This is a genomic window from Nesterenkonia natronophila (genome assembly GCF_003595215.1).
GTDB classification, from domain to species: Bacteria; Actinomycetota; Actinomycetes; order Actinomycetales; family Micrococcaceae; genus Nesterenkonia; species Nesterenkonia natronophila.
In genome coordinates this window covers 595,700-607,352 of record NZ_QYZP01000001.1, presented here as the reverse complement: position 1 = coordinate 607,352, position 11,653 = coordinate 595,700, and the positions used below count along the sequence as shown (strand labels likewise).

General features: G+C 61.7%; 12 protein-coding genes. 3 read left to right on the top strand and 9 right to left on the bottom strand.

The features are described 5' to 3' along the window. The first annotated feature begins 52 nt into the window (after positions 1-52). Complete coding sequence (locus D3250_RS02810; RefSeq protein ID WP_158583052.1) at positions 53-1,168, top strand: hypothetical protein; 1,116 nt, start codon at positions 53-55, stop codon at positions 1,166-1,168. A 33-nt stretch (positions 1,169-1,201) separates the two neighbouring features. Here the strand turns inward: D3250_RS02810 and D3250_RS02805 are convergent, their stop codons facing one another. The 3 genes from D3250_RS02805 to D3250_RS02795 form a co-directional block, all read right to left on the bottom strand. After that, positions 1,202-1,969 carry a winged helix-turn-helix transcriptional regulator gene (locus D3250_RS02805; RefSeq protein WP_119901813.1) on the bottom strand — a complete coding sequence of 256 codons (768 nt, stop codon included), beginning with the start codon at positions 1,967-1,969 and terminating at the stop codon, positions 1,202-1,204. 129 nt (positions 1,970-2,098) lie between these two features. Continuing rightward, positions 2,099-3,202: an enoyl-CoA hydratase/isomerase family protein gene (locus tag D3250_RS02800; protein ID WP_119901812.1), complete on the bottom strand. Its 1,104-nt coding sequence runs from the start codon at positions 3,200-3,202 to the stop codon at positions 2,099-2,101. Between the two features lie 49 nt (positions 3,203-3,251). Next, positions 3,252-4,097, bottom strand: coding sequence for an HpcH/HpaI aldolase/citrate lyase family protein (locus tag D3250_RS02795; protein ID WP_119901811.1), 846 nt, complete (start codon positions 4,095-4,097; stop codon positions 3,252-3,254). 109 nt (positions 4,098-4,206) lie between these two features. On the opposite strand from D3250_RS02795, the gene D3250_RS02790 reads away from it, so the two are divergent. Then, positions 4,207-4,896, top strand: a complete 690-nt coding sequence (locus D3250_RS02790; RefSeq protein WP_119901810.1) for a GerMN domain-containing protein — start codon at positions 4,207-4,209, stop codon at positions 4,894-4,896. 56 nt (positions 4,897-4,952) lie between these two features. Here D3250_RS02790 and D3250_RS02785 read toward each other — a convergent pair whose 3' ends face one another. The 4 genes from D3250_RS02785 to hisC are packed head-to-tail and all read right to left on the bottom strand — an operon-like array spanning position 4,953 to position 9,726. Beyond that, complete coding sequence (locus tag D3250_RS02785; RefSeq protein ID WP_119901809.1) at positions 4,953-6,383, bottom strand: dihydrolipoamide acetyltransferase family protein; 1,431 nt, start codon at positions 6,381-6,383, stop codon at positions 4,953-4,955. After that, positions 6,383-7,366: an alpha-ketoacid dehydrogenase subunit beta gene (locus D3250_RS02780; RefSeq protein ID WP_119902264.1), complete on the bottom strand. Its 984-nt coding sequence runs from the start codon at positions 7,364-7,366 to the stop codon at positions 6,383-6,385. The genes D3250_RS02785 and D3250_RS02780 overlap by 1 nt, the downstream gene beginning before the upstream one ends. A gap of 56 nt (positions 7,367-7,422) precedes the next feature. Then, a complete protein-coding gene (locus tag D3250_RS02775; protein ID WP_119901808.1) occupies positions 7,423-8,580 on the bottom strand; it encodes a thiamine pyrophosphate-dependent enzyme in 1,158 nt (385 codons plus the stop codon). Positions 8,581-8,592: 12 nt separating this feature from the next. Then, entirely contained in the window at positions 8,593-9,726 is a 1,134-nt protein-coding gene (gene hisC, locus D3250_RS02770; protein WP_119901807.1) for a histidinol-phosphate transaminase, read from the bottom strand. A 15-nt stretch (positions 9,727-9,741) separates the two neighbouring features. On the opposite strand from hisC, the gene D3250_RS02765 reads away from it, so the two are divergent. Then, the gene (locus D3250_RS02765; protein WP_119901806.1) at positions 9,742-10,131 is read left to right on the top strand and encodes a phage holin family protein; all 390 of its coding nucleotides are present in this window, start codon (positions 9,742-9,744) and stop codon (positions 10,129-10,131) included. Position 10,132: 1 nt separating this feature from the next. Here D3250_RS02765 and D3250_RS02760 read toward each other — a convergent pair whose 3' ends face one another. Further along, a complete protein-coding gene (locus tag D3250_RS02760; RefSeq protein ID WP_119901805.1) occupies positions 10,133-10,843 on the bottom strand; it encodes an alpha/beta fold hydrolase in 711 nt (236 codons plus the stop codon). After that, on the bottom strand, positions 10,824-11,645 hold the full coding sequence (locus tag D3250_RS02755) for a hypothetical protein (RefSeq protein ID WP_119901804.1): 822 nt from the start codon (positions 11,643-11,645) through the stop codon (positions 10,824-10,826). The genes D3250_RS02760 and D3250_RS02755 overlap by 20 nt, the downstream gene beginning before the upstream one ends. Positions 11,646-11,653 lie beyond the last annotated feature (8 nt).

Genomic DNA, 11,653 nt, shown 5'->3' with positions numbered 1-11,653 from the left:
CCGGACACTCCGCTGACCTGGACGGAGCGAGGTATGCCCTAGACTTGGCTCTGTGCTTTCCGGATCGTCAGGGGGACCCGTCAGGTTTCCCGTGCGCATTTTTTCTGCCCTCGCGCTCACCGCTGGGCTCATGCTGTCCTCCGCCGGGGTTGCCCTGGCGACCGAGGGGCCTGAGGAAACGCAGACCTTCTCCGAAGCTGACGAGGAGACAAGTCCAACCCCCTCCCCCACCGAGGGGACAGAAGACCCCCAGGTCAATGATGACGAAGTAACAGATGACCCCCAGGGCGAAGAGGATGAAGTCGGCGACGATACCGCCGAGGGTGAAGGTGACGACCTCGAGGAGAACGGCGGAAGCACCTTTGATGAGGATGAGGATGAGGCTGCGACTCTCTCCCCTACGCCGACCCCCCCGACTCCGACACCGACACCCACACCCCCACAGGGTCCTGAAGTGGACGTGAACTGCACAAACATCACCATCGAGGCCGGTCAGAGTGCACGCATCACCTGCAGCACCGACCCTGCCGGGGCCACACTGTCACTAGGCACCACGTCCTCACAGATTGGTGGGACCATTACCGTCGAGGGCAATCAGGTGCAGTATCAAGCGCCGATCGAAGGATCCGGTGAGGATAACTTCACAGTTATCGCAAGAGCACCAGATTACGACGACGGGAGGACAGGGCTGACGGTCCGGGTCACTCCCCCTACAGGAGGAACGGACTCTCCCGCGCCAACAGCACCCACTGAGACGCTGCCACCTTCTCCGTCACCCTCGCCGAACAGCACCACCTCTGCACCCCCGGAGGAGGCCTCCACTCCACCGCAGAACACAGAGAACAATGCGATTCCTCCAACTGAGGAGACGCCTCCGGAGGCGGAGAACCCACCAGCCAACGAGCCCACCGCGTCAGCACCACCGAACACTCCGGACGCACCGGAACCAGAAGATGATCTGGTGCTGCCCGTGCCAGGGATGCCAAATCTGCCTGAACTGGCTATTCCAAGTGTCATCCTAGAACCTGAGCCGGAGGCCACGGACGATCACCACTATGACTCCCTAGCCGCCACCGGGACCAGCGCGGCCTTCGGCGCTGCTGGCTTGGGCGTTCTCACCCTCGCTTTAGGCGCAGGGATGCTCCTCACCTCCCGTCGGCTTCGCTGAAGCGGTAACGCCCGCCAAAGGAGACAGCCCGGGTTACGCTCCCGCCTGCTCCTCGTTCTCTGCTGGTCGTGCTGGTCGCAGCACGTAACCGGCACCCCTGACCGTGTGGATCATGCGCGGCATACCGGCTTCGATCTTTTTCCGAACATAACTGATGTAAAGCTCCACAATGTTGGCCTGACCAGCAAACTCGTATTCCCACACCTCTTGGAGAATCTGGGACTTGGGGAGCACTGTTCGGGCGTGGCGCATCAGCAGACGCAGCAGCCGGAACTCGGTATCCGAGAGGTCAATGTCTCGACCAGCCCGAGTGACGGTTCGGACGGCGGTATTCAGCTCCAGATCGCCCACGATAAGCCGCTCGCCGTCACGCTGGGCCGGGAGTCGACCCGTCAAGAAGTGCAGGCGCCGCAGAGATTCTTCCACTGCAATCGAGCCAACCATATGGTCGTCGACGGGACGGCACAGGGTCAGGATGTCTTCTTGCGGTGCGTCCGCGTCGAACCACGCGAGGACAGCTGTCTCGTCGTTGCCTGACCGAAGGTCGTCGACCGCGTCCTCGAGTGCCGGCGCTCGTCGCGCCAGCCGGGCGTCAACGACCAAGAGCCTCGGTGCCTCTTCGGCATGCAGCTCGCGGGCTTCCGCAGCGCTGGCCGACTGCAAGACTTTGACGTCCAGACTGCGTAATCGTTGAGTAAGTTCGTTCCTTGCTGGGGAGGGTCCGCCAAGAATCATTACCGGGGAGCTGATGTGCAGCGGCTGGACAGGATCAGACGGAGCGGGTGCATCCCTGCCTTCCATGCGAGTCCTCCCAGATCCTGGCAGTAAGTGCGCTTCGTGCCGCGTTCAGCTGCACCGTCGCTGCCCAGATCATATCCAGGTTCTGCCCCGTGCGTCGCATACGGCACCCTTGAGCGGACACGACCCAGTTCAGGTAAAGGACAACTGTCTGGCCGGAACCGGCGTGAAGTACTGCTCCACCAGCCGATCATCGACTGACTCAAGTGATTCCGGCCGCCAACGCGGTGAGCGGTCTTTGTCGATGAGTTGGGCCCGGATGCCTTCGCGGAAATCATGAGACCTGAGCGCATGCACCGCGATCGTGTATTCCTGACTCAGCGCGTCTTCCAAAGCCAAACCCCGCGCCGCACGGATTGCACGGAACGCCACGTGAACCATTGTCGGCGACTTCTGGCGGAGAGTACGGGCAGTCTCTGCCGCCTCCGGCACCTCGTCTCCGATTTCCTCCAAGGCACTGACCACTTCCACAGGGTTGCCCAGCGAATAGGCCTGATTCACCCAGTCGGCACTGGCCAGTGCCGAGCGTTCGGGCTCCTGGACGAATTGTGGCAGTACATCTTCGACCGTCTGCACGGTGAGCGCTTGGGTTGCTGCGTCAATGGATTCGGAGGGCATCGAGTAATCCGCCAACCCTAGGTGGATGGCGTCAGCTGCCGACAAGTGGACACCGGTGAGTCCGGCGTGGACCCCCAACTCTCCTGGCGCGCGGCCCAGCAGGTAGGTGCCGCCCACGTCTGGGGAAAAGCCAATAGTAGTCTCTGGCATGCCGATTCGGCTGCGCTCGGTGACGATCCGGTGTGACCCGTGAGCAGAGACACCAACGCCTCCTCCGAGTACTACACCGTCCATCAGCGCGATGAATGGTTTGGGGTACCGCGCAATATAGTGATTCATGGCGTACTCAGAGGCGAAGAATGCCTCCGCAGCGAATTCCGCTTGATATCCCGGGGTGCCTCCCGGCAGTAGCCTCCCGCCGTCCTGCTCCTCCAACTCGATCATCTCTCGATAAACGCTGGCCACGTCCCCGCCGGCACAGAGGCCTCGATCTCCTGCTCCACGGATCAGTACCTGGACAACCGCGGCGTCATCGGCCCAGTCTTCCAACTGCACCCTAATTGATTCGCACATGAGGCCCGTCAGAGAGTTAAGGGCCTTCGGGCGGTTGAGCGTGATGATTCCCAAATGGCCCCGCACCTCAAATGCGACGTCACCGGTAAAGGTCTCTCTACCCATCAGAACCTCCTTGTTCTCTGGTCAGACCGCATCGGAACGATGCGTCAGGCTAAGCGTTCCACAAGCCGTACGAGTCAGCCAGGGACGCGATCTTCTGGGCGCGGGCCAGCCGCGGCAGATAGGAGCCGTCCCCGATGGAAGCTCCGCTCTCATGGGCAGCAATCAACTCCAAAGCCCAAGCTACCTCATCCTCTGAAGGGCTGAGTCCCCGGTTGACCAGTTCCACTTGCGCCCGGTTGAGCGACAACTTCCCAGTCATGCCCATGTCGGCAGTCACCTGGCATGCCTGAGTGATTGCCGACTCGTCAGCGTTCACTTCAGTGGGGCCATCGATAGCACCGGGCAGGCCGCCGACACGAGAAGCGACCACGAGTCTGGAGCGCGCATAAGCCAGCGCCATTGGGTCCGCGGAGACTCCCACGTCCTTTCGGAAATCATTGGTGCCGAAGGCGAGACGGAAGGTGCCGGGTGCTGAGGCGATCTGCGTAGCGTTCTCAACCCCGAGTGCTGACTCCACCAGCGCGATGACCGGCGTGCCCGCTCGAAGTCGCATTGCTGTATACGTCACCTGATCTGGGCGCTCCGTCTCCGCCAACATGACTCCGCGCAATCCGTCAGCTTTGGACAGCGCAGCCACGTCATCCTCCCAATGCTGGCTGGTCGTGGGGCTAATCCGCACCCAGGCCGTCATGCCGCCGTTGAGAGCTTTCATCACCGAGTCCCGGGCAGACGCTTTGAGGTCGTCCGGGACGGAGGCCTCAAGATCAAAGATCACCGAATCGGCTTCACTGGCCAACCCCGGTGCAAAATCTTCCTCTTTGGCAGAGTTAATGAGCAGCCATGAGCGGGAGAGCTTGGCAGGCAGCGCGGCCGCTCGACGGTTCCTGATAGGCATGGTCTCACCCTACCCGAGACGCTTCTGAGCGGGCCTAGACAATGACCCACCAATAGTTCCAACTGCTTAGGATTCGGCCTGCTTCCCAGCCGACTCGTATCCTGGTGCTATGACTTCCGGTCCTTCCCTGCGCGTAGCCGTTTCCGCATTCGCGGTGCTGGCACTCCTCGGCGTCTCCGCCTGTGATGGTGACTCAGCCGACAATGAATCCGATACAGAGTCGAAAGAAGGGAACCAGGACACCGCAGAGCAGGATCCTCCGGACGATCCGTTGCCAGAACCAGCTTTCGACGATGATGAAACCGTCTCCCTTCCAATTGGCCTCGTCAGCCCTCCTGGATATGACTGGGAGATCTATGAGTCTGACGATGAGTATCGGCCCGATCAACCACACAGTCATCAGGTTGCTCGAACTAACATGTTCGGCTGCCAGGACTACATCTCGGTGATGCAGACTGTGCCCATAGTGACCGAAGACCCCACGACGTCAGCATTGGAGTACCTGCTGGCTATGGACACCTCCCAGCACGGCGACCCGGCTTTTCTCAACCCCCTGGCATCTTCCGGCCTGGAGGTGACCGGGGCAGAGCACGATGGCGACGTTGTCACCGTGAGTCTCACCGGCAGTGCGGGCAGCACAAGCATCTGCCAATCGTGGCAGATCCTGAAACAGATCGAGGCGACCGCCCGGGCGGCCACCGGCGCGCCTGAAGCCGAAGTCCTCTTGGACGAAGCGCCGCTGTCAGCGCAACTGGGCCTGGAGGAGACCAGCCCGCTGACGATCCAGAATTTGGACTAGGCGTGGGGTCGTAAAGTTCTGCTGAGCAGCCGACTCCGTGATCTGCTGGAGGAAGTTCAGGTGATCAGAAGTCCTGGTTCTTCCATGACCGAGGCAACATCTGAGATAAAGGCTCCGGCGAGGTCGCCGTCGATGAGGCGATGATCAAACGAACCGCCGACCGTCATGATCTGCCGCGGAACAACCTGCCCCTCAACGATCCAGGGTTTGGTGCGCACTGCCCCCAGCACCACTATGGAAGCCTGTCCCGGGGGAAGGATCGGTGTGCCGAAGTCCAGTCCGAGCGATCCGATGTTGGTGATGGAGATCGTCCCACCTTGCATCTGAGCTGGCGTGGTCTTGCCCTCTCGGGCATCGGACGTCAGCGCAGTGATCGCAGCGGCGAGTCCCTGCGGGGTGTAGGCATGAGCGTCATGGATAACGGGAACTACCAGACCTCGAGGTGTGGCCGCGGCGATGCCGAGGTTGACGTAGTTGCACAGCGTGTAGTGGGACTCATGCCAGGTCGCGTTAACCTGGGGGTTCTTCCTGGCAGCCCTGATGATCGCTTGGGCAGCGAAAAGCATGGGCGAAACATTGAGGTTCTGATACGAGGGATCGCTGCGGAGCGCTGACCGGAGCTCCATGGTGCGCGTCACGTCCACTTCCTTGAACACTGACACGTGGGGGACCTCTGAGGCGGAGGCCGCGACGTTCAGCGCTGTAGCCTTCCGCACGCCGCGGACTCGAACCTGCTCTTCTCGGGGCCCCTCGTACAGCGACACAGCCTCGGTGCCGGAAACGCGATCAGATGCGTGGTGAGCCTGGGTTTCCACGTCGTCGCGGGTGATCCGCCCGTCTGGCCCGGTCCCTACCAACTGGGCGACGTCTAATCCGAACCTCTTGGCCAGAGCCCGGACTGGTGGAGTGGCCGCGCGGACCATCTCGGCGGCCGAACGACCTCCGAGTCCCGCCCTGCTGACAGACCGACCTGCCGGCTGGTCACTTCCGGGAGGGAGGTCAAGATCGGAGATATCGATGAGATCGAGATCCGCTGGTCGCGTGCGCGCCCGAGCTTTGGGAGCGTCGGCTTTCGGCCCTGAACCCACCAGTGCCTGATTCTGCTCTTCGTCGGCGTTTTCGGCGCGCCCTGCGCTCTTCTGCTCGTCCTCCGCCGGTGCTTTGTTGGAACTTTCAGCAGCCGCAGAGCCCGTCTGGGGCTCGGCGGTTGTGAGATCAGTCGCGCTCGGAGACTCCTCTGCACCGGAATCTGCGGCACTGATACGGATCAGCGGCTGACCGACTTCGATCGTCTCGCCCTCACGGACCATGAGTTCTTTGACTGTTCCGGAGAAGGGGACCGGAAGCTCTACCAGTGATTTGGCAGTCTCAATCTCACAGATGACGTCGTTGACCTCGACGGAATCGCCCGTCGAGACATGCCACGAGACTATCTCGGCTTCTGTGAGGCCCTCCCCGACATCAGGCAGGTTGAAGGTCTGACTCATCAGCGACCCCCTTCGCTCGCGTAGACAAAACTGCGCTCCAAGGCTTCGAGCATGCGATCGATGTCTGGCAGGTAGCGTTGTTCCTGCCCGGAGGGCGGGTACGGCATGTGGAATCCGCCCACCCTCAGCACTGGAGCCGCTAGGCGGTGGTAGGCCCGCTCGGAGACCCGCGCGGCTATCTCAGCGCCGAAGCCACCGAATGTCGGGGCTTCATGAGCGACGACAAGGCGCTGAGTCTTCGCCGCCGAGCGCGCTATGGCCTCATCATCGAGTGGACTGATCGAGCGGACGTCGATAACTTCCACACTGCGGCCCTGGCCGGCTGCCACTTCAGCAGCTGCCAATGCGACCGGCACCAGTGGCCCGTATGTAGCCAGCGTGACATCGGTGCCCTTGCGCAGCACTTGCGCCGTAAAGGCGTCGGGGGCAGGGGTATCGAGGTCTACCGTGCCCTTCAGCCAGTAGCGGCGCTTGGGCTCGAGCACAATCACCGGGTCGGTGCTGTTGATCGCCTGGCGGGTCATCCAATAGGCATCGTGGGGGTTCGATGGGGTCACGATACGCAGCCCCGCAGTGTGTGCGAAGAGTGCCTCAGGTGACTCTGAGTGATGTTCAATGGAACCGATGTGCCCGCCGTAGGGCAATCGGATGGTCACCGGCATAGGCACTGCCCCATCAGTGCGATTATGGATTTTAGCAAGCTGAGTGGTGATCTGGTTGAACGCTGGAAACACGAAACCGTCAAACTGAATCTCAGCGACCGGACGGTACCCGCGCATCGCCAAGCCGATGCAGGACCCAATGATTCCCGATTCGGCCAAGGGCGAGTCGATGATGCGGTCTGGACCAAACTCGGCCTGCAATTTGTCTGTCACCCGGAATACGCCACCCAGCGCACCGATGTCTTCGCCGATGAGTAGCGTCTTTGGGTCAGCCGTGAGTTCGTCGGCTAGGGCACGGTTGATGGCTTTGGCCAGCGGCATCTGGGTGGGAGTGGACACAGATTCCTTCTGCTCGGTGTGTGCTGCGGACTCGGCGCTCACTGGTCAGCCACCCGCCCCTCCTCAGCGAAGCCTGCTTCATAGTCTTTCAACCACGCCTTCTCCACCTCGACTTGGCGATGCGGCTCGGCATACACAGTGTCGAAGACCCGCTCGAGGGGCACGGACTCCATAGAGTGCACGGCAGTTCGCAGGTCTTTGGCGAGCTCTGCCGCCTCCTGATCCACTTCCTGGGCAGTCTCGGCGTCAAGAACTGACTGGGCCTCCAACCAGGTGCGATAGCGCGCGATCGGGTCCCTGCGCTTCCAGACCTCCAGCTCGTCCTGGCTTCGATACTTCGTGGGGTCATCGGCGGTGGTGTGCGCACCCATCCGGTATGTGACGGCTTCAACAAGTTTCGGCCCGGCTCCAGCACGCATCTGCTCGGCCATGTACTGCGTCACCGCGTACGTGGCCAGCACGTCGTTACCGTCCACCCGTATGCCTTCGAAGCCGTATCCCGCTGCTCGATGGGCCAACGGCGTTCGTGACTGGGTCTGCTGCGGCACCGAAATCGCCCAGTGGTTGTTCTGGATGAAGTACAGGACGGGAAGCCCGTAGGAGCTGGCAAACACCATGGACTCGTGCGCATCCCCCTGGCTGGTCGCACCATCGCCTAGGCAGGCCAGCACGATTTCATTCTCCGCTCGACCCTCCTTCAGCGCCCCGGTCGCCACATCCTGTTTTATCCCCATCGCCCAACCGACGGCATGCATCACCTGGGACGCCAGTACCACCGAATAGCCGTTGAAGTTGTAGGTGTGCGGGTTCCAACCAGTATGTCTGGTGGCTCGGAACATGCCCATCAGTTCTTCGGGTTTGATACCCCGGTACAGTGCCATGGCATGTTCCCGGTAAGTCGGAAAGACCCGGTCCTTGGAGTCAAGAGCGGCAATCGCACCGGTCTGCGCCGCTTCCTGGCCCAGCGCCGGCACCCACAGCGCTAGCATGCCCTGTCTTTGCAACGATGTCGCCTCGGTATCGAACCGACGCTCAAGCACCATGTGCCGGTACAGCCCACGGAGAGCCTCGCCGTCGAGGCCCTCGATAAATCGGCTGAAGGTCGGATGCTCTGTGAACGTGCCGTCCTCAGCAAGTAGCTGCACCGGGACTGGATCTGCCAACTCAACGCCGCTCATGTGATCCACGTCTCCCATGGGCTCATTGTTTCAGGCGAGTTCAGGGCCGCCGCTGTAGGTTCTGCACAACTCGATGAAACGGTCATTGGCCTCCGGCTCCCCGATGCTGACTCGAACTCCTTCTCCGTCAAAGGGACGCACTGCCAGTGCCTGCGCACCTGCCGCCTGAGCGAAGTCGACAGCCGCTCGGCCCAGCGGGAGCCATACGAAGTTGGCCTGAGTTTCGGGAATAGTCCATCCGGCCTGGCTCAAAGCGGTGACCACCCGCTCCCGTTCCTGCACGATGGTCTGCACTCGCTGGTGGACCTTATCTAGGTGCTGCAGGGACGCCACTGCCGCAGCTTCAGCGACCGCGCTGACGGCAAACGGCACCGCGACTTTCCGCAGGTGCTCGGTGACCGTGGGCTGGCCAATGGCGTAGCCCACCCGAAGCCCTGCCAACCCGTGAGCTTTCGAGAACGTACGCAGGACCACCACGTTCGGGTGTTCGCGGTAGAGGGCTAGCGCGTCCACCGGGTCTGCACAACGAACAAACTCGAGATAGGCCTCGTCGATGACCACAATCACATGGGAGGGGACACTTTCGAGGAAAGCTGTCACTTCCGCATGAGTCAGAGCTGGCCCGGTGGGGTTGTTGGGAGTGCAGAGCAGGATGACCCTGGTGCGGTCGGTCACCGCCTCAGTCATAGCCGCCAAGTCGTGTCTGCCATCGGTCATCACCGGAACAGGGACGTCCTGCGCGCCGGCTGTGCGCACCACAATCGGGTAAGCCTCGAAGGAGCGCCAAGCGTAGATGACCTCGTCCCTCTGGCCATCGTTACCTGTGCCGGCGAATGCACTGATGAGCTGCGTCAGAGCACCGAGACTTCCGGCGCCGGTGACAATGTCTTCCAACGGGACGTCTAAGTGTTCGGCCAGGGCTGCGCGCAGCGCTTCTGCCCCTGGGTTGGGGTACCGGTGAAGTGTGTTGACATCGCGAACTGCCTGAGCAGCAGCAGGTACTGGGCCCAGTGGGTTTTCATTCGAGGAGAGCTTGTATGGGGTGTAGCCCTCCGCAGCTTGCGGCGGTTTTCCTGCGCTGTAGGCGGGCAGGGCAGCGACCGCTTCGCGCGGCGCGATGGGGGATGTTGTGTGCACGGCAATTCCTAGCTGTCCAGTGGCCATGAGAAGATTCGTTCTGTGAGAATCCTACTGGCGATTTTGTTGAATGCACTCGCGCTTGCTGTTGCGGCTTTCCTAGTCCCCGGAATCCGACTCGAGGGATGGGGTGACGGCCTCGTCGAGCCACTGTTGGCATATCTCATTGTCGGTGCGGTTTTCGGTGTCGTGAATGTGGTCATCAAGCCGATTGTCTCGGTACTTTCGCTGCCCATCACCTGCCTGACCTTGGGCCTGTTCGCCATTGTGATCAATGGACTCATGCTGATGCTCACCGCGTGGCTGACCACGTTCACCCCCGTGGAATTCGTAGTGGAGAGCTTCTTCTGGGACGCTGTGCTGGGCGCGATCGTGGTCGCACTGGTCTCCGCACTGCTGAACCAGTTTCTGGTGTCGCCGCAGCGCGCCTAGCTCATTCCGGGGGCAGACGACGGAGCTCTCGAGCTCCGTCCTGCAGGGCGTCGCCGAGGTAGTCGAGGTCGCTGACGCCCCCAGCCTGCCAGGGCATTATGTGCTCTGGAGTGTCCATGGGTTGCCAGTGCGACTCGAACACATATGTCTCAACCTCGGCGTCGAACCTCAGCTGAGCTCGAAATTCGTCCAGGTGGTTCCGCTCCCCGAGGTCCAGCCAGTCGGCTTCATTGTCTTCCATGAGCGTGATGCCATCCAGGTTGTGCTCCCAAGTGTGCGCTGAGCCGGCGATCGATTCGACGGCGCTGTCGGGGTTCTGGTGGTTGTACTCAATGACCATCCGCTCGGCGGAGAGTTCGTGGCGGTCACCTGTGAGGTGCGGCACCGGGTCCCGAGCATCCTCCAGGTGGGTCACTTTCACCCCCGGTCGAGTGGGACCGCTCCTGGTGGGGCTGCCCACTGTGGTCACCGCGCGCAGGTTGTACTCCTGCTGGAAGTCTCTGCTCTTGGCCATATTGGTGGCGTGCAGCCCTCCGAGGCTGAAGCCCGTCATGAAGACCTCGGCTCCCTTCGGGGCGCCAACTTCGGCGAGCGCGTCCGCGACCGCGCCGGTCATATGGGCGGAGTCGTTGGTCAAGCCGTCGATCAGGCTCAGGGGGCTGCGCCCGTGCCCGAAATTGGGACCGTCCGCCTCAAGTCCTGGCAGGTGCACTGAATAGGCTGGCTCCATATTCGAACGAGGTATGACTGATATTGCTATGTCTCCGTGATTCCCCGCTCGGCCAACGTTTTTCAGGTGGCCCGCAAGCGTCCCATCTGGTTGATGACTGAAGGTGTGGGCGACCTCTAGGAGTGATGACTTGTTCGTTGCCTCCCATCAGCGCAGGCATCAACCCGGCGCGCTTTTCCGCTGCGATGACCGTGCTGAGCAAGACCTCCAGGGTGGGATACTTCTTCAGAAACAGAGCTACACTCTGGCCGCCGCCGGTGACCAGCGTGGTGGCTAACCAGTCATAGACGAAGCTCTTGTCGCCGTCGGTATGGGCCAGATGTTCCAGTGCGATGCTCCCCTCGCCCGCACGGATTCCTAGATGGAACCACTGGTGGACCGTGGTTTCCATTTCTCGGTAGGCCTGATGCGCGCCTTCGATCCCTGCGACTCCCTCCATGAGGCTCTGCTCCGTGGACGTGGTCGATACCACCAACGCACCCAGACGGGCGTGCCAGGCAGGAACTTTCCAGTGCAGGTGCGCTAAGCCACTGCCGGCGAACTCTTTGTAGACGCCGAGCGTCTCCTGCCTCAGCTGCACGAAAGTCTCCGCGGCATGATTGACATGAACTGTGGACGCCCGCAGCGATTCCCACTCCAAGTTGATCCGAGTCGGACCCCCTGAGGTGCGGATGCCAAAAGGCACTGTTCGCGGACCGTGCCGCGCAGAGTGCTGCAGCGCAGAGGAGTTGTTGCCGTGGACCCCACCCACTGACGGGAGGTCCCCTGTCTGATTCACTGGCATGTTCCCCC